The sequence below is a fragment of the Streptomyces sp. NPDC041784 genome, assembly GCF_055591025.1.
In genome coordinates this window covers 264,325-287,415 of sequence record NZ_JBVJAB010000001.1, presented here as the reverse complement: position 1 = coordinate 287,415, position 23,091 = coordinate 264,325, and the positions used below count along the sequence as shown (strand labels likewise).

Below are 23,091 nucleotides of genomic sequence, written 5' to 3'. Positions count from 1 at the left end.
GGGGGGCCGCCCCCCCCCCCCCCCGCTCCCCCCCCCCCCCCCCCCCCCCCCCCCCCCCCCCCCCCCCCCCCCCCCCCCCCCCCCCCCCCCTCCACACCTTTCCTCCTTCGACCAGGGAGTTGTCCGATGCTCTTCCGTGGCCGCTCACTGAGCCGCCGCATGCCCAGACAGACGGTCGTCGCGACAGTGATCGGGCTTTCACTCGCACTGTCCGCGTCGTCGGTCCAGGCATTGGCTCTCGACGACGGCGCCCGGGGCTGGAACAGCCCCAGCGTCCAGGACGAGGATCCCGCCAAGGGATCCAACGCGAAAGCGAAGTCCCGCCCCACCGATCCGGCACGCAAGGCCGCGATCAAGGGGCTCGACAAGGCGGTGTGGCCCCAGCGGGGCGGCGCTGAACTGACCGTGGGCGCGGCTGGCGCGACCGAGGCCGGCGGACTACCGGTCAAGGTCGGCAAGGCCAAGGCGCAAGCGAAGAGCAAAGCGGCGACGACCGCGGACAAGGTCCGGGTCGACGTTCTCGACCCGAAGCGCGCCGCGCAACTAGGCGCAGGCGTTCTCCTCGGCGTCGAGCGCGCCGACGGCGCCGACCAGGCCGCCAAGGTGCGGCTGACCGTGGACTACTCCGAGTTCGCCGAGGGATTCGGCGGCTCCTACGCCTCGCGTCTCCAGCTGGTCCAGCTGCCGGCGTGCGCCGTCGTCGCCGTACCTGGCAGCAAGGACTGCCCCGAGCAGCCCAAGACGCTGCCCACGGTCAACGACGTGCGGGCCGGTACCGTCTCCGCCGACGTGACCGCGGCCCCGGCCCCCGCCGACGGCGTCTCCACCATGGCCGCCGACGCGACCTCGCTGGTCGCGGTGGCCGCGGGCCCGTCCGGCGCGCAGGGCACCTACAAGGCGACGGCGCTGGCGCCCTCGGCCAGATGGAGTGTCGCCCCTTCTTCCGGCGGGTTCAGCTGGAACTACCCGCTACGCTCCGTCCCCACCCCGGGCGGCCTGGTTCCCACTGTGGGCCTGGGCTACTCCTCCCAATCGGCGGACGGGCGCACGGCGGTCACCAACAACCAGGGCTCCTGGATCGGTGAGGGTTTCTCCTACGACCCCGGCTACATCGAGCGCCGCTACAAGCCCTGCTCCGACGACGGCCATGAGAGTTCCGGCGAGCAGTGCTGGGCGTTCGACAACGCCACGATCATGCTCGACGGCAGGTCGGGCGAACTGGTCAAGGATGACACGACCGGTGAGTGGCACACCGCGTCCGACGACGGCACCAAGGTCGAGAAGCTCACCGGCGCCACGAACGGCGACGAAGGCGACACGGCCGACAAGGGCGAGCACTGGAAGGTCACGACCCCTGAAGGCACCGAGTACTACTTCGGTCTGAACCGCCTTCCGGGCTGGGCTACCGGAAACGAGGAGACCAACTCCGTCTGGACGGCCCCGGTCTTCGGCGACGACGACAAGGAGCCCTGCTACAACGCCACCTTCACCAGCGCCCACTGCAAGCAGGCCTGGCGTTGGAGCCTCGACTACGTCAAGGACACCCACGGCAATGTGATGTCCTACTTCTACGAGCGCGAGACCAACTACTACGCGCTCAACGCGAAGACGGACGTCAACGGCACCGCGTACGACCGCGGCGGCTACCTCGAGCGCATCGACTACGGGCAGCGGGACGGCAGCGTCTACGCGGCCAAGGCCCCGGCCCGGATCGCCTTCAACACCGCCGAACGCTGCCTGCCCACCGCGGACTTCGACTGTGCGGAGAGCAAGCGCACCAAGGCGAACGCCTCCCATTGGCCGGACGTCCCGGTCGACCAGGAGTGCAAGTCCGGCACCAAGTGCACCTCGCCCGTCCAGACCTTCTGGACCACCAAGCGACTGACGTCGATCGTCACGCAGATGCGCAAGGACGCCACGAACCACTCGGACGTGGACGCCTGGACCTTCGCGCACCTGTTCACCGACAACGGCGACGACTCCAAGACGCTGTGGCTGTCGAAGATCGAACACGAGGGCCGGGTCGGCACCGCCGTGAAGCTGCCCTCCGTGGATCTCCTGGGCGAGCAACTGGCCAACCGCGTCGACGCGGTCGGCGAAAACATCGCGCCCTTCCACCGCTTCCGTCTGACGACGGTCATCAGCGAGACCGGCGCCCAGCTCGACGTCAACTACGCCCCCACCGACTGCACCAAGGCCGACCTGCCCAAGCCGGGCGAGTCGACCAAGCGCTGCTACCCGGTGAAGTGGGCCCCGCCGGGCTACGTCGACCCGATCACGGACTGGTTCCACAAGTACGTCGTGGCCGCGGTCATCGAGACCGACCGCACCGGCGGCAACGCCCAGATGGTGACCCGCTACACCTACCAGGGCGATGCCGCCTGGCGTAAGGCCAAGCCGGACGGCATCACAGACGAGAAATACCTGACCTGGGGCGGCTGGCAGGGCTACGGCAAGGTCAAGGTCACCAGCGGCAGCGCCGACAAGCAGACCACCCGTGTCGACTACACGTACCTGCAGGGCATGGATGGGGACAAGGACTCTGCCGGTGACACCCGGTCCGTGAAGGTCAAGGACTCCACCGGCGCTGAGTACACCGATCACGAGGAGTTCACGGGCCACCAGTTGGAAGCAGCCACCTACGACGGTGACGCGCTGATCTCCAAGACGATCGACATCCCTTGGAAGCACTACACGGCCACGCAGACGAGGAGCTGGGGTACTACCCACGCCTCCATCGTCCGCACTCGGACCAGCCGGGACTTCAACCTGAAGTCCGACGGAACGTGGACCGAGACGAAGTCCACGACGACGCACGACACGGCGAACGGCACCGGCCGCGTGCTGCAGGTCGACGACCTGGGAGACGTCTCCATCTCCAAGGACGACACCTGCACCCGCACCACGTACGCGGACAACCCGGCGAAGAACATTCTTTCGCTGCCCGCACGCAGCGAATCGGTCTCCGTCAAGTGTTCCGTCGACCCCGACCGTAAGACACAGGTCCTGGCCGATGAGCGCACTTCCTACGACAAGGGCACGTTCGGCGCAGCCCCCACGAAGGGGGATGCCACCAAGACCGAGCGGCTGGTCTCGCACGACGGGACCACGGCGACGTATCAGGTCACCGGTGCAACGACCTACGACGCCTACGGCCGTCCGGAGTCCCAGCAGGACGCCAAGCAGTATGCGGCAGGCCCAGCGGCGGACGGCACGCCGGACGAGACGAGAACCGTCTACACCGAGACGAACGGTCTGCTGTCGAAGACGACCGTCTACAACGCGCTGGACCACAAGACCGTCACCGACTATGCCCAGGCCTGGGGCATGTCGAGCGGCCAGACCGACCCCAACGGCAAGCGCACCGACCTCGCCTACGACGGGTTGGGCCGTCTGACCTCCGTATGGCTGGCGGACCGGGCCAAGGCGAAGACGCCGAGCATCAAGTACTCGTACAACGTCCGCAAGGACAAGGTCACCTCCATCAAGACGGAGAAGCTCGAGAACGACGGCTCCTACGGTGCCGAGTACCAGATGTACGACAGCATGCTGCGGCCCCGCCAGATCCAGACCGAGGGCGCGGACGGCAGCCGCATGGTCGCCGACTCCTTCTACGGCGCGACCGGGAACCTCCGTAAGACCAACTCGACGTACAACGCGGACGGCGCGGCCGAGGGCGAACTGCTGCTCGTGAGCGACAGCCAGGTCGGCGCACAGAGCCTGATCGAGTACGACGGCCTGGGCCGGACCACCGCTGACATCTTCGCCGTGTCGGGTGCGGAGCAGTGGCGCACCACCACCACGTACGACGGTGAGAAGACCCATGTCGACCCGCCGGTCGGCGCGATACCCGAGACGACGATCGCCGACAGTCAGGGCAACACGGTCGAACTCCGCCACTACCGGGGCTCCTCGCCGGGCGCGGGCGTGCCGTACGAGGCGACGAAGTACACCTATACGACGGCCGGCCTGCTGGAGACGGTCACCGACAGCAAGAGCAACCAGTGGCGGTACGAGTACGACCAACTGGGCCGTAAGAAGACCTCGATCGACCCCGACGCCGGTACGTCTCGCACGGAGTACGACGAGCTGGACCGCCCGGTCGTCAGCTACGACGGCAATGAGAAGAAGACCTCCACGGTCTACGACAGGCTCGGCCGCGTGGAGTCGACCTGGCAGGGCGACGTCAGTACCGGCACCAAGCTGAGCGAGACCAGGTACGACAAGGCGGGCTGGCTGGGACAGGCCTACGGCTCCCTCAACTACGTCTCGCCGACGGAGTACTTCACCTCGGCCATCCAGTCGATGGACGCGTTCTACCGCCCGCTGCAGACCGCTTACGTGGTCCCTGCTTCCCAGGACTCGCTCGCCGGTACGTACACCTTCACCACCACGTACAACCAGGACGGGTCGGTCCGTACCACCGGCCTGCCCGCCGTCGGCGACCTGCCGGCGGAGAACGTGACGTACACATACGACGCGCTACAGCGCCCGATGACCATGACGGGCAGCACCTCGTACGTCACCAGAACGGCCTACACGGACAAGAGCCAACTCAAGGAACTGGAGCTGTACTCGGGCAGTGGCAAGAAGGTCGGGCAGACCTTTTTCCACGAGAAGGGCACCGACCGACTGACCCGCTCGGTGACCGGCGTCGTCGGCTCGACCGCCCCGGCCCGGGACTCCTCCTACTCCTACGATCAGTCGGGCAATGTCCTGTCCGTCGCGGACACGGCGAACACGTCGACTCCGGACGTGCAGTGCTTCGCCTACGACACCCGGCAGCGGCTCGAGGACGCCTGGACCCCGGCGGCCACCACGGCGACCGCGGCCGGCTCCGGCACCCGCGGCTCCACCGTGCCGGTGGAGGGCTCCGGGCCGACGGCGTGTGACTCCGCCGCCGGCGCGAGCGCGCTCGGCGGTCCGGCTCCGTACTGGAAGTCGTACGAGACGGACGCCATCGGCAACCGTGTCTCCGAGATCAACCACGACACCGGGCTCGACGCGGCGAAGGACATCACGCGCGACTACGCGTACGGCGGCGCGGGAGCGCTGGGCGACGGTCCGCACCAGGTCACCAAGGTGGTGGAGAAGACCCCGACCGGGGACAGGCAGTCGACGTACGAGTACGACGACGCGGGCAACACCACCAAGCGCGTGATCGGCGGCAACGCCCAGTCCCTGCTCTGGAACGACGCCGGAAAGCTCAGCGAGGTCACCGAGGCGAACGGCTCGAAGACCAGCTACCTGTATGACGCTTCCGGTAGCCGCCTGGTGCGCAAGGACCCCTCCGGTACGACCGTCTACCTGCCAGGCACCGAGCTGAAGCTGTCGGCCGACGGCACCAAGAAGGAAGCCACCCGCTACTACGACTACGCCGGCCAGACCGTCGCGGTCCGTACCGCCACGAAGCTCTCCTTCATCGCCTCCGACCACCACGGCACGGGCGAGGTGGCGATCGATGCCGCGACCGGCGCGATATCCCAGCGTCGCTTCGACCCCTACGGCGTCGAGCGCGGCGAGAAGCTCGGCCCCTGGCCGGGAGAGAAGGGCTACGTCGGCGGCACGATCGACGCCTCGACCGGCCTGACCCACCTGGGGGCGCGGGAGTACGACCAGACGATCGGCAAGTTCATCTCGGTCGACCCGATCATCGACTACACCAGGCCCAGCCAGATCAATGGCTACGCGTACGCCGACAACTCCCCGGTGACGCTCTCCGATCCGTCCGGACTGGAGAGCTGCTACGAGTATGCGTACTGCTCGGGCTACTCGGGCACCTACACCGACACCGGTAACAAGGACGTCGACGACGCGGCCGCCGATGTCACCGAGGCCTCGTCGAACGTGGCGTCGGCTCAGGCACAGCAGTCCACCGCCAAGCAGCGCGTCACTTCCGCAGGCAAGGCGCTGGTCGCGATCGCCCGGGACATCCTGGGCGTGGACGCGGCCCTGGACTGCGTCTCCAGCGGCGACGTCGGCGCCTGCGGCGAGACCCTGCTCAACATCGCCGGCAGCTTCGCGGGCGGCCTGGCGGGCAAGATCCTCGCGAAGTACGGGGCACCGTGGGACTGGGCCAAGGGCGCCAGACTCGTGAAGCGGGTGGTCGGCCTGGTCGACGACCTGGTCGGCGGCGTGAGGAGCCTCTTCAAGGCGAACAAGGCGCTGGGCAAGGCCAAGGGGGCTCTGGCCAAGGCGCAGGACAAGCTGGCTGACGCGAGAAAGAAGGCCGCGGCGGCGCTCAAGAAGAAGGGCAACGACTCATGCCCAGTGCCGGCGGCCAAGCACAGCTTCCTGCCCGGCACCAAGGTTCTTCTGGCAAACGGCAAGACCAAGCCGATCGAGAAGGTCCAGCTCGGTGACAAGGTCACAGCGACCGACCCGGCTACGGGCAAAACGACGCTGCGCGTGGTCGTCGGCACGATCGTCACCGAGGACGACAAGCACTTTGTCGACCTGACGATCGAGAGCAAGTCTGGCAAAGCCGAGGCCCTGATCTCCACGACGACCCACCCGTTCTGGGTGGACTCGGAGAAGGCGTGGATCGAGGCCGGCGACCTCAAGCCGGGCATGGAGCTTCACACTTCGGACGGCAGCTCGGTAAGCCTCACGGACATCCGCTCCTTTGACAAGCGCCAGCGCACGCACGACCTGACTGTCAGCGATGTGCACACGTACTATGTGCTGGCGGGGGCGGCGCCAGTACTGGTTCACAACTGTGGCGACGCGGGATACGCGGATGTTTACCTGGATATGGAACAGGGGCACGCATCGATCGCGGTGACGCATAACGGCAGAACGATTCACACCGAGGCGGGTTCTCAAGTCGGAGAGGACTCCATCGTCGGCTTGCGGACCGCTTCTCATGCTCCCGGCACCGATGTCATTCGAGTGCCATTGCCGAATGCAAGGCGAGCACATCAGGGGCAGGAGTACTTTCTGGATGACAGCAACCTCGGACCGCATGACAGGGACACGAATAATTGTGTGACGTTCTGCGCGAAAATTCTCAAGGCCGGAGGATATGAAATACCGGAATCGACATCGATGAACATGGCGCGTTGGCTCTTGGAAACGAGCTTTGAGCGAAGGAGGTTGTGATGGCGGACGAGTGGGATTGGCTGAGAAACCCGCCGGCGTCCAGCAAGGTACCCGAGCCTCTGCGCGCCCCGACGGCATCGCCGGCCCTCAACCTCGGTGTGCGGGTGATCGGCAGCAACATCGTCGGTAACGACGTGGTCGAACTTGCCGCGCAGTTTATGGCCGAACATGCCCGGCTCGAACTGTGGATTGGGAGTCACGAGCCACCCCTGGGATTTCGGCAACAATTCGAGCGAGGCCGGGCCTCTTCTGAGGGACTGCTTGTGGCCTACGAGGCGTGGGTCGAGTTCGAAACCGCCTACCAGGCATCCGGCAGGAAGGTCGACCAGGTGCGCGACGAGCGGGAAAGACTGAAGGCGGCCCTACGCAGGGTCACCGATGCCCTCGTACGTGCCCGGATCGAATAGCTGAGAAGGTCGGGCGAAGTTCCCGCCCGTCAGCCCGTCCTTGACGCTTACAGAGGGGCCTCACCAGAGTCGATTCTGGCGAGGCCCTTTGGGTGTTTGGCAGAAATGGTGACGCAACGTCAGCGCAGGGGGAATCGGCCGGTGGCGCGTCGGGGTTGTCGTCGGTAGCGCCGAGGGCGTGGCTCAGCGTGTCTATGGCTTGGTGTTGGAGGCGGAGTCGTGCGTGGGCATAGACACCGGCGGTGACGCCAATGTGGGCGTGGCCGAGGAATTCCTTGATCACGACGAGGGGGACGCCTTGTCCCGGGAGCAGAGCGGCGGTCGAGTGGCAGCGGTCATAGGAGCGGATGCGTTGGAGTCCGGCCCGGTTGACGAAGTCGCGGAAGCGGCGGGCGAGGTTGTCCGGGTCGAGAGGTCGGCCAGTCGGGGTGGTGATGATGAGGCGGCTGTCCATCCAGCGGGCGCTGCCCGCTCCATGTGTTCCTAGAGGGAATTGAGGTATTCGGTGGGATGGTGATGCGGCGTTCAGACGCCCACCCTTGAGAGGGAGAATTTCTGTCTCGCAGTCGTTCGTTGCCCGATTGCCGGAGGAGCTGGTCAACCGATCGGCTCCTTCTGGTCGCTGCGCTCTCACTGTTTATCTTGATACTCGGAGGGTGGCTATTAGCGCAGCGAGGGGGTGTGTGTCGGTGATCAGGATGATTTCCGGTTCGTCGCTCTCGCCGAGAAGGATCCCCCCGGCGGGAGTCGCGGCGAGGTAGATACATGCGGACGCCTCCTGGCTGTACGTGGACTTCTGCCAGTGCAGTTCGGGCATGGAGGGCTCCTTCAGAGATCTTGGGCGAGTCGGGAGATGAAGTCGCGGGACTTGCCCGCAGGAAGGGCTGCCTGGGTGGTGCGGTCCAGAATCAGACGGTAGCGCTCCAACTGGGCAGGGGAATTGATGAGTTCCGCGCCGTGGTCGGTGTCGAGCTGGACGGTGTCCAGTTGCTGTACCGGGCCGTGGAAGTAGTCGATGCCCTGGCCCGAGGTGTGGAAGGGGCCGTTGTCGAAGGGGATGGCGGTGATCGTGACGTGATCGAGTTCGCTGATCTCGTTGAGGTGGTGCAGTTGCGCCCGGACTGCGGCGCGGTCGCCGACGCGCATGCGGAGTGCGGCCTCGTGGATGATCGCCGTGTAGGGCGGGGACTGGTCGCGGTGCAGTAGCTCCTGGCGCTTGATCCGATGCGAGACGCGGTGTTCGATCTCGTGCGGCTTCAGTGGTGGCACGGTCTGGCTGAACAGTGCGCGGGCGTGGTCGGCGGTCTGAAGCAGTCCGGGGATGTTGATCACGTGAGCCACCCGCAGGGCGGTGGCGTGGTGCTCGACTTCTGTCAGGTCCAGTACGCGGGGGGAGAGGGTGTCCCGGTACTCCTCCCACCAGCCGCGCCGGCGTTCGCCGGTCAGTGCGGCGAGGGCTTCGATCAGAGGTTCGTCGGTGCAGTCGTAGTGCCGGGCGATCGTGCGGACGCGGTCGGCGCTGACTCCGTAACGCCCCGCCTCGATGTTGCTCACGCGGGACTGCGTGGCCCCGACCAGTGCTGCGGCCTGGGTCGCTGACAGATCGGCCCGCTCGCGCAGCCTGCGCAACTCGGCTCCGAGGCGACGGCGCCGGGCGGTGGGAAGAGGGCTGGGCTGCGACATCGGCTGTGACTTCCCGTTCGTACGTCCGTTGTGAGGGTCACCCACACGAAGGTAATAGGGGCTACATTCCCCGGACTTCATGGAATGTAGTCCATCTCGTGTCCTATGGTGGCGATCAAGCCGCTCAACTGGTCCCACGGATAAGCCGGAAGCGCACCGCGTCGCGGCACTGCCACCACACGTCCCGGCCGTCGAGCGAACCAAGTCCCCCCACCGCAGGAGGCGTTCGTGGCCACCGTATCCCCGTCTGAGTGCGAAGGGGGTTCAACGTGGGCGTACTCCCTCCAACTGCCCCATGACCCGCGGGCCGCACGCATCGCCCGTGTCACCCTCCGTGCCGTCCTCGCCGGGCACGGCATCCCTCAACTCCAGGACGCCGCCGAACTGCTGGCCACCGAACTGGTCACCAATGCCTACCGGCACTCCACCGGCCCCGCGACCCTCCGACTTCGCGGGCTCGGGCGCAGTCGGCTGCGGGTGAGTGTCTGGGATGCCAACCCCCACATCCCGCCTCCCTTCGACAAGCGGTCCGGGTCCCTTCGGCCTGTCCCGGCGGATGCGGAGGCCGAGGGCGGACGTGGGCTGTTCCTCGTATGTCACTACGCGGAGGTGTGGGGCGGGTACCCCCTCGGGCGCGGCGGGAAGCTGCTCTGGTGCGAGGTCCGGGCGTGAGCGTCGCCGAGGGGCGGGCGGCTGTCACACCCCGGCGCTATCGTGGTTCCAGCGACACGCTCTGTAATCAGTGGAGGATCGTGGTGACCGTCATGACCGAGCGTCCCCGGGCCATAGACGCCCCGCCGAGCGGATCCTTCGAGGAGATGCTCCGGATCGTCGAGGAGATGGACACACCTGTCGGCTACCAGGCCGAGCTCATCCGGGGGAAGATCGTCGTGTCGCCGTGGTCGAAGCTGCGCTACAAGAAGGTCATGAAGTCGCTTCGGCTTCAGCTGGAACCGCATGCACCGGAGGGGCATGACGTGGATGTCGCTCCCTTCCTCTTCACCTTTCCCGGTTTCGAGCGCGGATACGGGCCTGACCTTCACGTCGCCGACGAATCCGCCTTCGACGCCGCCGGTCGTCACGCCGATGCCGCCGCTCTCTCCCTCGTCGCCGAGCTGACCTCCGACTCCACCAAGGACGTCGACTGGCTCGACAAGATGGCGACCTACGGGCGGATCGTCCCCGTGTATCTGCTGCTCGACATGCGGATCGGGGAGATCAATGTGATGTGGGACCCCTCTCCCAAGGGGTACCGGTCCCGGACCAACGTTCCCTTCGGGCGGCCCGTGCGGATTCCCGCGCCGTTCGACTTCGAGCTGGACACGTCCGGATTCGCCGTCGAGGAGGACGTGGATCCCGAGGTCGAGCAGAGGTGAGGGAGGCGGGTGGGGCGCGGCCCGGTTTGACCCCCTCGGCAGCCGCCCGTAGTCTTGACCGTCGGCGTGTTTCCTAGACCCGCCACATCCCCGTAAACCTCTTCCTCCTGGATGCCGGTTCCCGGTGACCGGGAGAGGTTGCCCGTGTTCGTTCCCGGGTGACTGGACTGCGGGGGTGCCGTTCCCGAGCGAGAGAGTGAGATCCGCGTGTACGCCATCGTGCGCAGCGGTGGTCGCCAGCACAAGGTTGCTGTCGGCGACATCGTTGAGGTTGACAAGATTTCCACCGCCAAGGTTGGCGACACGGTCGAGCTCTCGACCCTGCTCGTTGTCGACGGCGACGCTGTGACCAGCGACCCGTGGGTGCTGGCCGGCATCAAGGTCCAGGCCGAGGTCGTGGACCACCACAAGGGTGTGAAGATCGACATCCTTCGCTACAAGAACAAGACCGGCTACCGCCGTCGTCAGGGCCACCGCCAGCAGTACACGGCGATCAAGGTCACTGAGATCCCCGCGGCTGCGAAGTAAGGGACTGAGGAGACATGGCACACAAGAAGGGCGCATCGTCCACCCGGAACGGTCGCGACTCGAATGCCCAGCGGCTCGGCGTGAAGCGCTTCGGCGGTCAGGTCGTCAACGCGGGTGAGATCCTGGTCCGCCAGCGTGGCACCCACTTCCACCCGGGCGCCGGCGTCGGCCGTGGCGGCGACGACACGCTGTTCGCGCTGCTGCCGGGCGCGGTGGAGTTCGGTACCCACCGTGGCCGCAAGGTCGTGAACATCGTTCCGGTCGCCTGAGTCACCTGAATCATCTGATTCACGGCTCGACCGAAACACTTCGCGAGGCGGACCTCACTTCCCTTCCGGGAAGGCGGGTCCGCCTTTCGCGTGTTACGCAAGAGACAGTTCCGAACATTTCGCAGTGCTGGAGGCACCAACATGACCACCTTCGTGGACCGCGTCGAACTGCATGTCGCCGCGGGTAACGGAGGTCACGGCTGTGCCTCCGTCCACCGCGAGAAGTTCAAGCCGCTGGGCGGCCCCGACGGGGGCAACGGCGGGCACGGCGGTGACGTGATCCTGGTCGTCGACCAGTCGGTCACCACGCTCCTCGACTACCACCACAAGCCCCACCGCAACGCCACCAACGGCAAGCCGGGCGAGGGCGGCAACCGCTCCGGCAAGGACGGCCAGGACCTGATCCTGCCGGTCCCGGACGGCACCGTGATCCAGGACAAGGCCGGCAATGTGCTGGCGGACCTCGTCGGCCACGGCACCTCGTACGTCGCCGCGCAGGGCGGTCGCGGCGGCCTCGGCAACGCGGCGCTGTCCTCGGCCCGCCGCAAGGCGCCCGGCTTCGCGCTGCTCGGTGTGCCCGGCGACGTCCAGGACATCGTCCTGGAGCTGAAGACGGTCGCGGACGTGGCCCTCGTCGGCTACCCGAGCGCGGGCAAGTCCTCGCTGATCTCCGTCCTGTCCGCCGCCAAGCCGAAGATCGCGGACTACCCGTTCACGACCCTCGTCCCGAACCTGGGCGTGGTGACGGCCGGCTCCACGGTCTACACGATCGCCGACGTGCCGGGCCTGATCCCGGGCGCGAGCCAGGGCAAGGGGCTGGGCCTCGAGTTCCTTCGCCACGTCGAGCGGTGCAGCGTCCTCGTGCACGTGCTGGACACCGCGACCCTGGAGTCCGAGCGTGACCCGCTCTCCGACCTCGACATCATCGAGGAGGAGCTCAAGCAGTACGGCGGCCTCGACAACCGTCCCCGTATCGTCGTCCTGAACAAGATCGACGTACCGGACGGCAAGGACCTCGCGGAGATGGTGCGGCCGGATCTGGAGGCGCGGGGGTACCGGGTCTTCGAGGTGTCCGCCGTGGCGCACATGGGGCTCAAGGAGCTGTCCTTCGCCCTCGCCGAGATGGTGGGCGCGGCGCGCGCGGCCAAGCCGAAGGAGGAGGCGACCCGGATCGTCATCCGGCCCAAGGCCGTGGACGACGCCGGCTTCACCGTCACCCTTGAGGAGGACGGCCTGTTCCGCGTCCGCGGCGAGAAGCCCGAACGCTGGGTGCGCCAGACCGACTTCAACAACGACGAGGCCGTCGGCTACCTCGCCGACCGGCTCAACCGCCTCGGTGTGGAGGAGGAGTTGATGAAGGCGGGCGCCCGGGCCGGCGACGGTGTCGCGATCGGTCCCGAGGACAACGCGGTCGTCTTCGACTGGGAGCCGACCGTGATGGCCGGCGCCGAGATGCTCGGCCGCCGCGGCGAGGACCACCGCTTCGACGCCCCGCGCCCCGCGACCCAGCGGCGCCGCGACAAGCAGGCCGAACGTGACGAGGCGGCCCAGGAGTTCGAGGGCTTCGAGCCCTTCTGAGCCGTCGGCACCGCCACCACCGTCGTATCGAAGGACCCGTTGCGGAACCCCCGCGACGGGTCCTTCTTTGTCCTCTTGCTTGTCATGTATGCGCGACGCTCCGTTCAGCGCCCTGACTGGCTGCCCATGCCACCTTTCTTGCGTCCAAGACGTCTGCGACGCAAGGGAGTTCACCGATGGCCGCCGGAGCGAACCATGCCGCGTCCCCGGACCGCCGCCGTCTGCTCACCGCCGGTGCCGCCGTGGTCGGCGCCGCCGCCTCCGCCCAGCTGTGGCTGCCCGCCACCGCTCGCGCCGCCGGGACCGCCCTGCCCGACGGTGTGTTCAAGCTCGGTGTCGCCTCCGGGGACCCGCTGCCCGACGGGGTCGTGCTGTGGACACGCCTGGCCCCCGACCCGCTGAACGGCGGCGGGATGCCCCGCCGGACCGTGTCGGTGGAGTGGGAGATCTCGACCGATTCCCGCTTCCGCAGCGGCGTCCGCCGGGGCGTCGCCCAGGCCCGGCCCGAGTACGGGCACAGCGTTCACGTGGATGTACGAGGACTGCGCCCCGGCCGCGTCTATTGGTACCGCTTCCGGGCCGGCGGCCAGATCTCGCGCGTCGGCCGCACCCGCACCGCGCCCCAACCCCTCGGCCTCAGCCCCACGGTGCGCCTGGCGCTCGCCTCCTGCCAGAACTGGCAGCAGGGCTACTTCACGCCGTACGCGGACATGCTGGCGCAGGATCCGGACGTCGTCGTCTTCGTCGGTGACTACATCTACGAGTCGGGGCCCTCCGCGACGGCCGTGCGCCGGCACGAGGGCAGCGGGGAGCCGTACTCGCTCACGCAGTACCGCAACCGGTACGCCCAGTACCGCACCGACCCCGGACTCCAGCGGATGCACGCCCACGCGCCCTGGGTGGTCACCTTCGACGACCACGAGGTGGACAACGACTTCGCCGGGGAGATCCCGCAGGACCCCGACAAGCAGACGCACGACGCCTTCGTGGCCCGGCTCACCGCGGCCTACCAGGCGTTCTACGAGCACATGCCGGTGCGGGCGACGGCGATCCCGAACGGGCCGCACATCCGGATGTACCGCAACCTCCGGTTCGGGCAGCTGGCCACGCTGAACGTGCTGGACACCCGGCAGTACCGCAGCAACCAGGCGGTCAGCCAGGAGGGCGCCCAGGACCCCTCGCTCACCATGCTCGGCGCCGGGCAGAAGCGGTGGCTGCTCGACTCGCTGCGCGGCTCCGGCACCCACTGGAACCTGATCGCCTCCCAGATCATGATGGCCGAGACCGATCTGCTGCCCGGGCGGGGCAAGCTCTGGTACTACGACGCCTGGGACGGCTACCAGGCCGAACGCAACGCCTTCCTCGGGGAGTTCGCCTCGGTCCGCAACCCCGTCGTGCTCAGCGGGGACCGGCACCTGACGATGATCAGCGATCTCAAGCGGGACTTCGCCGACCCCTCCTCCGACGCCGTCGGCGCCGAGTTCGTCGGTACGTCGATCTCCAGCGGCGGCGACCGGGACCAGGCCGCCTTCCACACGCAGTGGGACCCGCTGAAGGCCGACAACCCGCACTGGAAGCTGATCGACGCCCACTGCGGCTACCACCTCTTCGACATCCGCAAGGACGCCGTCGACGCCCAGGTGCGGGTCGTCAGCACCGTCCTCAAGCCGACGGCGACCGCACGCACCCTGGCGAAGCTGCGGGTGACGGACGGGAAGCCGGGCGTCCGGAAGGTGTGACGGCCAGGTGAGCGGAGCCTGGGACTCATCTGTGTCCCAGGCCTCTCTCAGCGTCCCCTAAGGAACGCCTCTTACCGTCCCTTGACCATGGAGACGGACTGTACGAGAGACGACGCCCCGGTGAACGCGCCCGCGGAGCCCACTCCGCCGCCCGCGGCCTCAGCCGAGAAGCCCGCTGCCTCAGCCGAGAAGCCCGCGGCCTCCGCCCCGCCGCCCGAGGCCCTCGCCCCGCTGCCCGCCGGCACCCGCCTGCTGCACATCGGCCCGCACAAGACCGGGACCACCTCGATCCAGGGCGCGCTGTTCGGAGCCAGGGAGAAGCTGCCGGCATACGGCGTCGCGTTCCCGGCGACGAGCCGGCACCCCATGCAGGCCGTGCTCGCCGCCTGCTCCCGCACCGGCATGATCGGTGACACCACGCCCACCGAGCGGCACTGGCGGCAGCTGGTGGACCAGGTGGCGGCCACCGGCCGGAAGACCTCCGTGATCAGCAGCGAGTTCTTCGCCGACGCCCCGGACGACGCGACGATCGAGCGGGTCGTGGAGCAGCTCGGTGGCGAGCTGGTGCACGTCCTGGTCACGCTGCGCCCGCTGGCCCGGATCATGCCCTCGCAGTGGCAGCAGTACGTGCAGAACGGACTGCGCATGGGCTACGAGGACTGGCTGGAGCACATGCTCCGCAAGGCGCCGTACGAGAAGCCCAACCCGAGTTTCTGGCGGCGGCACCGCCACGACCGGCTGGTGGAGCGGTGGGTGCGGGTGGTCGGCGCCGAGCGGGTCACCGTCGTCGTGGTCGACGACCGGGACCGGGAGGGGCTGATGCGTACCTTCGAGACGCTGCTCGGACTTCCGGCCAATCTTCTGGAGCCCGTTCCGGACACGGCGAATCGTTCGCTCACCCTGGCCGAGACCGAAATGCTGCGGAATCTTAATAGTGAATTCCGGGGCAATGGCCTGCCCGATGAGCTTTATTCGAAACTTATCCGCAACGGCGCGGTCATGCATATGAAGAACGCGTGCAGCCCGACGTCACAGGACGTGAAGATCTCCACGCCCGGGTGGGCGGTCGAGGCGGCCGCCGGGATCGGGGCCGAGATGGCCGAGCGGATCGCCGGGATGGGTGTACGGGTCCTGGGTGATCCGGCGCTGCTGTCCGCCGTGCCGAAGCCGGCCGGGCCCGCCGTCCCGGCGGAGGCCCGGATCGCGCCGGAGGTGGCCGCTCAGGCGCTGTACGGGGCGCTCGCGGCGGTGGCCGCGACCCCGGAACGGACCGCCGCGCGCGGGGTGCACCAGACGTCGTCCAAGGAGTTGGTGAGGGTTCTCGGGCATCGCTGTCTGCGGCGGCTGCGCCGCCACTGAAACACTCTCACCGTCACTCTCAGGTATCACTCGATCTCTGTGGAGTTACTCACAGCATTTCCGGCGGGGATCCCCCTCGGTCGCCGACTCGTCTTACCCATCACCAGCGGTGCAAGGTGAATGGAGGGTGGCGCGCACATATGCAGTGAAGGGCGCTCACCTTGCATCGCGGTAACCGCAAGTGGGACCATTTCCCCGTTCCCTGTCGCCCCAAGGTAGGTCTTCTGGTGTCCCAGCACATAGCCAAGCCCCGTACGACCGCAGTGATCCTGGCCGGCGGTACCGGTCAGCGGGTGGGTCTGTCGATCCCCAAGCAGCTGCTGAAGATCGCCGGCAAGGCCGTCATCGAGCACACCCTGACCACCTTCGAGAAGGCCGACTCGATCGACGACGTCATCGTGCTGATGGCACAGGGCTATGTGCCCGACATCGAGAAGATCGTCGCCAAGGCCGGATTCAAGAAGGTCTCCAGGATCATCGAGGGCGGCTCCACGCGGAACGAGACGACCGAACGCGCCATCGCCGCGCTGGGCGAGGGCCTGGCCGAGGGCGAGGACCTCAACGTCCTGTTCCACGACGCCGTACGGCCCCTGCTGTCGCAGCGCGTCATCGACGACTGCGTGGCCGCGCTGGAGCGCTACCAGGCCGTGGACGTCGCCATCCCGTCCGCCGACACCATCATCGTCACCCGGACGCACGGCGAGGACGGCGAGTTCATCACCGAGATCCCGGACCGCTCCCGGCTGCGCCGCGGCCAGACGCCGCAGGCGTTCAAGCTGTCGACGATCCGCCGGGCCTACGAGGTCGCGGCCGGCGACCCCAACTTCCAGGCCACGGACGACTGCTCGGTCGTCCTCAAGTACCTGCCGGACGTGCCGATCAACGTCGTGGCGGGCGACGAGTACAACATGAAGGTCACTCAGCCGGTCGACGTCTTCATCGCCGACAAGCTGTTCCAGCTGGCCTCCACCGCCACGCCCGAGCAGAAGGACGAGGAGGTCTACCGCGAGCTGCTGACCGGCAAGACCGTCGTCGTCTTCGGCGGCTCCTACGGCATCGGCAAGGACATCTCCGAGCTGGCGGAGGCCTACGGCGCCACGGTCTACGCCCTGGGCCGCTCCACCACCGGCACCCACGTGGAGAACCCGGAGGAGGTCGACGACGCGCTGTCCAAGGCGTACAGCGAGACCGGGCGCATCGACTACGTCGTCAACACCGCCGGTGTGCTGCGCATCGGCAAGCTGGCCGAGACCGACAACGCGACCATCGAGGAAGCGCTGAAGGTCAACTACCTCGCGCCGGTGCAGATCGCCCGTTCGGCCTACAAGTACCTCGCCGAGACGAAGGGGCAGTTGCTGCTGTACACGTCCAGCAGCTACACCCGCGGCCGCGCCGAGTACAGCCTCTACTCCTCGACCAAGGCCGCCATGGTGAACCTCACCCAGGCCTTGTCCGACGAGTGGGCTGGCGACGGCATCCGGGTCAACTGCGTCAACCCGGAGCGCACGGCGACACCCATGCGGACCAAGGCGTTCGGACAGGAACCGGCGGGCAGCCTGCTCTCCTCCGAGGCCGTCGCCCGGACCTCGCTCGACGTGCTGCTCTCCGAGCTGACCGGGCATGTCATCGACGTCCGCCAGCAGGACCCGACAGCGCCCGCGGGCAGGGCCTCCGGCTTCGAGCAGGCACTGGCCTCGGTGCTCGACCGCCAGGACGGCGTGGCATAATCAACCGCAAATAGCCATTGAATTTCAGGCCTCTGTGGCTCCCTGTTTACGGAGAATTCACAGGGGCCTGAATCCGTAAAACTCCCGAAACCTCCACAAAGGATTTTCCGGACTTTTAAGGCTTCTATGACCGGCACCCCTCCCAGAGCAGGTTTCTCCGTGATATCCACCGCTATTCGCGTGGCCCGGGTGGGCAGCGCGGCCGAGCTGGCCGCGGCGGTTCTCATGATGCTGGGCTACCCCTGCCTCATGCTGGCCGCGCTCGTCCCGAGCACCCCCGCCTTCGCCGCCGCGGCCGCCGTGACATACCTGGCGGACCTCTACCTCCACCGCAAGGGCACCTACCTCCTCAACCTGCTGAACAGGCTGAGGGTCGGTCTGCCCACCCGGTTCCTGGTCCGCGAGCTGCTGCTGATCCTGCTGCTGGCCAGACTCGACCTCTCGGAGGAGCCGGTCTTCTACGCGGCGATCGCCTGCTTCGCGGTCTTCTTCGGACTCCAGGCCCCGCACGGCGCGCTGGTCACGCTCATCGGCAAGCGCCGCCAGATGCCGGTCGTCACGCGCAACGTCGACCTGGTCTCCCGGCTCACCATCCCGGACGCCCCGCCGCGCCGGCTGATGACCCGGGCCGCCCTGAAGATGCTGCACCTGGACCTCGCCGCGGTGGTGGGCCTGCTCGTCTACGCGGTCACCGACTCCGAGCCGGCCGGCTACGCGGGCGTCGCCGTCACCGCCGTCCTGGGCCTGCTGTACGTCGTCGCGCTGGTGCCGTACCTGCGTGCCCGCCGGCTGCCGCCGAGGCCCGACCAGGTGCTGGCCGTCGTCAGCACCTGGCTGCGCGAGTACCGGCCGGAGACCGTGCTCTACTTCTCCGGCTCCAAGGACTCCGCCTACCAGGTCAACATGTGGCTGGAGACGATGGAGCAGCTGGACTCCCGGCCGCTGATCGTCCTGCGGGAGCGCGCCGTCCTGGAGCGGATGGCTCCCACCACGGTCCCCGTCATCTGCGTGCCCGGGGGGGTGCACCTGATGAACATGGACCTGTCCATGGTGCGGGTCACGCTGTACGCCGCGAACGTCGGCAAGAACATCCACATGCTGCGCGTGCCCACCATGAAGCACGTCTTCATCGGCCACGGCGACAGTGACAAGCTCGCCAGCGTCAACCCGTTCAGCAAGGCCTACGACGAGGTGTGGACCGCCGGCCGGGCCGGCCGCGACCGCTACGCCATCGCCGACGTCGGCATCCGCGACGAGGACATCGTGGAGGTCGGCCGCCCGCAGCTCGCGCCGATCGAGACGTGGAAGGGTGCGCCCGCGGACCGCATCCCCACCGTCCTGTACGCGCCCACCTGGGAGGGCTGGGACGACAACCCGGGCAACACCTCGATCCTGCTGGCCGGCGAGAACATCGTGAAGAAGCTGGTCGCGGCCGAGCCCCCGGTGCGCGTGCTCTACAAGCCGCACCCCTTCACCGGCACCCGCAGCGCCAAGGCGGGCGCCGCGCACCGCCGGATCACCGCCCTGATCAAGAAGGCCGCCGAGCAGCGCGCCGCCGACCCCCGCTTCACGGCCGACCCGGTCGACCAGGCGAAGGCCAAGGCCGAGCTGACCCGTCTGAAGGCCCGCCTGGAGGAGCTGTCGCTCTCCTTCGACGAGAAGGCCGACGAGGCGGTGACCAGCCGCGACGGCATCGTCGACATGCGCAAGCACGAGGAGGCCGCCCGGCTGCGCGCCGAGTGGAACGCCGCCTACTGGCGGACCTTCCCGTCCTTCGAGCACCGGGTGATCACGGGCGCCGAACCGCGTCTGTACGACTGCTTCAACGCCTCCGAGGGGATGGTCTCGGACATCTCCAGCGTGGTCTCCGACTTCATCGCCAGCGGCAAGCCGTACGCGGTCACCGACTCGGCGGAGCTGGGCGCGGAGGAGTTCCGGCGGCAGAACACCGCGGTGCGCGCGGCCGTGATCCTCGACAACGGCGCCGAGGGGCTCGACCAGCTGCTGGGCGCGGTGCGCGACCGGAGCACGGACGCGCTGGCCGAGGACCGCAAGGAGCTGAAGGAGTACCTGCTCGGACCCGACGAGCCGACCTCCCTCGAGCAGTTCAACACCGCCATCGCCGACCTCGCGCTCAAGGCCGAGGCCCGCAACGTCGGCCAGGAGTCCCGGGCCGCCGCGGCGGACGCCGGCGCCGACGGCGAGGCGGCTCTGACCAAGGGTGTTACGACGGGTTGACGATCGTGTGTCCAGGAACGCGGCCCCCGGAGATTTCCTCCGGGGGCCGCGTTCATGTCGCAAACTGTGATCCGCAACACGTGCGGGAAGCAGGGCAACCTGTTCAAGTATTGAACCGTCTACCGGGTATCAAGAATCTTCCATAGGGGGAAACGTTGCGTGCTGAGGGGGAGAAATGACCCTTGCACAGCCTGACGTCACGGTGATCATCGGGGCGTACGAAGCAATGCCGTATCTCGTCGAGTGCCTGGCATCCGTCGAGGCGCAGACGATGGAACCGGAGCGCATCGAGGTCATAGCCGTCGACGACGGCTCCCAGGACGGCACGGGCGACTACCTGGAGGAGTTCGCGGCCCGCGCACCCATGGCGGTCACGGTGATCCGCCAGGAGAACTCCGGCGGTCCCAGCGGCCCGCGCAACGTGGGCCTCGCCAAGGCCACCGGCCGCTACGTGTTCTTCCTCGACGCCGACGACCGGCTCGGCACGGAGGCCCTGGAGCGGATGGTCGCCATGGGCGACCGCAACAACACCGACGTCGTCCTCGGCAAGGTGGAGGGCGTCAACCGCAACGCGCCCAAGTCCATGTGGGGCAAGAACCGTGAGCGCACGGACGTCTTCACCTCCAACATCAAGTTCACCCTGAGCGCGCAGAAGCTGTTCCGCCGGGCGTTCCTGGAACGCCACGGCATGCGCTTCGACGAGTCGCTGTGGACCGGCGAGGACGCGCTGTTCACGATGGAGGCCTATCTGCGGGCCGACGGCGTCTCCATCGTGGCCGACCACACCTGCTACTACCTGGTGGGCCGCGACGACGGCAAGCACGTGACGAAGAGCGGCAGTTACACCCTGCGCTTCGACTCCGCGCGGGCCCTGATGGGGCTGCTGGAGCGGATGCTGCCCCCCGGCCCCAAGCGGGACGTGCTCATGGTCCGCCCCTTCCTCGTCACCCTGCTGCCGCAGTTCGGGCCGGTCTTCCTCCGCCAGGACGAGGAGATCCGGCGCACCAAGTTCGAACTGGCCAAGCCGCTGATGGACGCCTACTGGAACGAGGGCGTGGCCCAGCGGCTCAAGGTCCACGAGCGGCTGCGGCTGGAACTGGTGGCCATGCAGCGCCCCGACCTCCTCGAGGACGTCATCCGGTTCATCAAGGACAAGCAGGAGCCGACGCCCGTCCTGAAGAAGGGCGCCACCAAGCTCTACCTCGCCTACCCGCACTACCGCTCCCGCAAGGCGGGCGTCCCCGACCGCGTCTACCTCGCCGAACCCCGCGAGGCCAAGGCGTACCCGGGGTGGCGCGAGGCCCCGGCGGAGACCTTCCTGCGCGCCGCGAACCGCAAGGTGCGACGGAAGCTGCGCCGCCTGAAGAAGCGCTTCACCGGGCCGCGGGGGACCGCGGCGGCTTAAGGGCCGTACGACCAACCGCGAAGGGGCCCGGTCCTGGGGAGGACCGGGCCCCTTCGCGTGCGTCGGTTCCGCGTCACTTCGTCGGCTTCAGCGCCCGGCGGAGCGGGCCGCCCACCACGCGCCTGGCACGGCGGTAGATGGAGGGGGCCGGGATGCCCGCGGCGGCCTTGGCGGCCGCCTTCACGCCGGCCGCCCGGGACTTCGCCAGCTCCCGCCGCAACTGGGCGTTGTCGGTGTCCAGTGCGCTGATGCGCTGCTGGAGCCAGCCGAACCGGCTGGTCAGCGAGGCGAGGTCGGCGTCGTTCCAGGGCCGTACCCCTGCCGGGAACGTCAGCGAGCGCAGCTGCCGCTCGAAGGCCTCGCCACCGTCGCCGTGGGTGAAGGTGTTCTCCAGGCCGTTCTTCTCCAGGAAGCCCATGAACCGGTCGAACCGCTCCCGGTGGTTGCCGTTGAGCGCGCCGAAGTCGGCCTCCTCGTACAGCCGCGCCGGGTCGACGTCCGCGGGCACCTCGTTCAGCTGCCGGTGCGGGATCTCGAAGTAGCGGCACAGCTCCAGCGTCCGGGAGTCGCCGCACAGCACGGTCACCGGGGTGCCGGCCAGCAGCGCCGCGATGTTGCCGTGGATGCGCGAGCCGAACGAGAAGTCGTAACCCTTGAGGTCGTCGATCCAGGTGACCGGGTCGACGTACACCCTGGCCTTGCCCTCGCGGTACATCGGGTGGTCGGGGTGGGTGGGCATCTGCTTGATGCGGCCCGCCGAGGACTCGGTGTCCCGCCAGTGCAGCTGCCGTGCGTCGGTCAGGTTCTGGCCTATGAAGCTCAGGTTCGGATACCGCGCGTGGGTGTTCCTGATGATCGGGTCCAGACCGCCGTACCGCACCGCGCTGTGCGAGCCGTTGATCGCGATCCGCGACTCCGGGGTGAGCGCCGCCGCCCGCTTCTCGACGTCGAGCCGGTCGCCGTGCATGAACAGCGACGGGCAGCCGATGATCTCGATGTCCCGGAAGCCCATGTCGGTGAGGTACTTCGCGGTGAACTCGCCGCGGACGCCGAGGGTGGCGCTGTGGTCCAGCACCGCCGAGACGAACCCGCGCACCGTCGGCTCCATCGCCTTCAGCCGCGCCGGGTCGTTGTCCAGGCCGGCCTGCGCACCGACGCCGAGGACCACGACCGGGATCTTCAGCTTGGAGATCAGCCGGGTCAGCCGCTGGAGCGGGATCTCGAAGGACGGCCGGAAGGCGTTGGCGAGGGGCACGACGAAGGCGTCGTACTCCGCGTTGATGCGGGCCGCGGCGTTGACGTCGGTCGCGATGCCGTTGGACACGACCTCCGTCCGGCCGGGCACGGTGAGGATCTTGTGCGCGGCATCGCTGAAGATGAGGTTGCCGGCGTTGGTGGCGAACACGTCGCGGTGCAGAGCTTCCTCGACGGGGACGACGTCGAAGGGGCTCTTCCCCGACCTGAGGAGTAGGCGCTTCACAGGGCGAACTGTAAGTGACCCAAACTTCAAAATAAATTTGGCTGACCTTCAAACTTCATATGGAACCCCCACAACCTTTTTGCCGTACGCAACGCGTGAGCAAAGAGTCACGCAAAGGTGGAGAGTCGAGGGTCGGCCGGCTGTCCGGGGACTGGAACTCGCGCGCGCCCCAGGGCCCCGTTCGCGTAGATTGCCAGGCAG

14 protein-coding genes and 1 pseudogene are annotated in these 23,091 nt (G+C 67.9%); 12 read left to right on the top strand and 3 right to left on the bottom strand.

Annotated elements, in window-relative coordinates; translation table 11 throughout:
* Positions 1–159: 159 nt before the first annotated feature.
* The gene (locus ACZ6D7_RS01310) at positions 160–7,101 is read left to right on the top strand and encodes a polymorphic toxin-type HINT domain-containing protein (RefSeq protein ID WP_469482091.1); all 6,942 of its coding nucleotides are present in this window, start codon (positions 160–162) and stop codon (positions 7,099–7,101) included.
* Positions 7,101–7,508 (top strand): hypothetical protein, encoded by a 408-nt coding sequence (locus ACZ6D7_RS01305; protein ID WP_469482089.1) that lies wholly within the window; start codon positions 7,101–7,103, stop codon positions 7,506–7,508. Before ACZ6D7_RS01310 ends, ACZ6D7_RS01305 begins: the two co-directional genes overlap by 1 nt.
* A 136-nt stretch (positions 7,509–7,644) precedes the next feature.
* Here ACZ6D7_RS01305 and ACZ6D7_RS01300 read toward each other — a convergent pair.
* Both ACZ6D7_RS01300 and ACZ6D7_RS01295 read right to left on the bottom strand, forming a co-directional pair.
* Positions 7,645–7,965 (bottom strand): annotated as a pseudogene (locus ACZ6D7_RS01300) (tyrosine-type recombinase/integrase); the annotation flags it as partial.
* A 371-nt stretch (positions 7,966–8,336) separates the two neighbouring features.
* Positions 8,337–9,191 carry a helix-turn-helix domain-containing protein gene (locus ACZ6D7_RS01295; RefSeq protein WP_469482087.1) on the bottom strand — a complete coding sequence of 285 codons (855 nt, stop codon included), beginning with the start codon at positions 9,189–9,191 and terminating at the stop codon, positions 8,337–8,339.
* 228 nt (positions 9,192–9,419) lie between these two features.
* On the opposite strand from ACZ6D7_RS01295, the gene ACZ6D7_RS01290 reads away from it, so the two are divergent.
* The 10 genes from ACZ6D7_RS01290 (at position 9,420) to ACZ6D7_RS01245 (ending at position 21,410) form a co-directional block, all read left to right on the top strand.
* Complete coding sequence (locus tag ACZ6D7_RS01290) at positions 9,420–9,863, top strand: ATP-binding protein (protein WP_469482085.1); 444 nt, start codon at positions 9,420–9,422, stop codon at positions 9,861–9,863.
* On the top strand, positions 9,860–10,567 hold the full coding sequence (locus ACZ6D7_RS01285) for a Uma2 family endonuclease (RefSeq protein WP_469482083.1): 708 nt from the start codon (positions 9,860–9,862) through the stop codon (positions 10,565–10,567). The genes ACZ6D7_RS01290 and ACZ6D7_RS01285 overlap by 4 nt, the downstream gene beginning before the upstream one ends.
* A gap of 207 nt (positions 10,568–10,774) precedes the next feature.
* Positions 10,775–11,095 carry a 50S ribosomal protein L21 gene (rplU, locus tag ACZ6D7_RS01280; RefSeq protein ID WP_007381993.1) on the top strand — a complete coding sequence of 107 codons (321 nt, stop codon included), beginning with the start codon at positions 10,775–10,777 and terminating at the stop codon, positions 11,093–11,095.
* Positions 11,096–11,109: 14 nt separating this feature from the next.
* Complete coding sequence (gene rpmA, locus ACZ6D7_RS01275; RefSeq protein ID WP_030779398.1) at positions 11,110–11,364, top strand: 50S ribosomal protein L27; 255 nt, start codon at positions 11,110–11,112, stop codon at positions 11,362–11,364.
* A 141-nt stretch (positions 11,365–11,505) separates the two neighbouring features.
* Positions 11,506–12,942: a GTPase ObgE gene (obgE, locus tag ACZ6D7_RS01270; protein ID WP_469482080.1), complete on the top strand. Its 1,437-nt coding sequence runs from the start codon at positions 11,506–11,508 to the stop codon at positions 12,940–12,942.
* A gap of 176 nt (positions 12,943–13,118) precedes the next feature.
* The gene (locus tag ACZ6D7_RS01265) at positions 13,119–14,681 is read left to right on the top strand and encodes an alkaline phosphatase D family protein (protein WP_469482078.1); all 1,563 of its coding nucleotides are present in this window, start codon (positions 13,119–13,121) and stop codon (positions 14,679–14,681) included.
* A 120-nt stretch (positions 14,682–14,801) separates the two neighbouring features.
* Entirely contained in the window at positions 14,802–16,040 is a 1,239-nt protein-coding gene (locus ACZ6D7_RS01260) for a hypothetical protein (RefSeq protein ID WP_469482076.1), read from the top strand.
* 227 nt (positions 16,041–16,267) lie between these two features.
* Complete coding sequence (locus ACZ6D7_RS01255; RefSeq protein WP_469482072.1) at positions 16,268–17,767, top strand: D-ribitol-5-phosphate cytidylyltransferase; 1,500 nt, start codon at positions 16,268–16,270, stop codon at positions 17,765–17,767.
* A gap of 159 nt (positions 17,768–17,926) precedes the next feature.
* Positions 17,927–20,005: a hypothetical protein gene (locus ACZ6D7_RS01250; protein WP_469482070.1), complete on the top strand. Its 2,079-nt coding sequence runs from the start codon at positions 17,927–17,929 to the stop codon at positions 20,003–20,005.
* A gap of 175 nt (positions 20,006–20,180) precedes the next feature.
* A complete protein-coding gene (locus ACZ6D7_RS01245; protein ID WP_469482068.1) occupies positions 20,181–21,410 on the top strand; it encodes a glycosyltransferase family 2 protein in 1,230 nt (409 codons plus the stop codon).
* Between the two features lie 73 nt (positions 21,411–21,483).
* Here the strand turns inward: ACZ6D7_RS01245 and ACZ6D7_RS01240 are convergent, their stop codons facing one another.
* A complete protein-coding gene (locus ACZ6D7_RS01240) occupies positions 21,484–22,890 on the bottom strand; it encodes a polysaccharide pyruvyl transferase family protein (RefSeq protein ID WP_469482066.1) in 1,407 nt (468 codons plus the stop codon).
* Positions 22,891–23,091 lie beyond the last annotated feature (201 nt).

What these genes read in the sequence shown, in the direction of transcription:
- ACZ6D7_RS01310 (WP_469482091.1), top strand. Translation starts at nt 160, where the DNA reads ATGCCCAGACAGACGGTCGTCGCGACAGTGATCGGGCTTTCACTCGCA.
- ACZ6D7_RS01305 (WP_469482089.1), top strand. Translation starts at nt 7,101, where the DNA reads ATGGCGGACGAGTGGGATTGGCTGAGAAACCCGCCGGCGTCCAGCAAG.
- ACZ6D7_RS01295 (WP_469482087.1), bottom strand. Translation starts at nt 9,191, where the DNA reads ATGTCGCAGCCCAGCCCTCTTCCCACCGCCCGGCGCCGTCGCCTCGGA.
- rpmA (WP_030779398.1), top strand. Translation starts at nt 11,110, where the DNA reads ATGGCACACAAGAAGGGCGCATCGTCCACCCGGAACGGTCGCGACTCG.
- obgE (WP_469482080.1), top strand. Translation starts at nt 11,506, where the DNA reads ATGACCACCTTCGTGGACCGCGTCGAACTGCATGTCGCCGCGGGTAAC.
- ACZ6D7_RS01265 (WP_469482078.1), top strand. Translation starts at nt 13,119, where the DNA reads ATGGCCGCCGGAGCGAACCATGCCGCGTCCCCGGACCGCCGCCGTCTG.
- ACZ6D7_RS01245 (WP_469482068.1), top strand. Translation starts at nt 20,181, where the DNA reads ATGACCCTTGCACAGCCTGACGTCACGGTGATCATCGGGGCGTACGAA.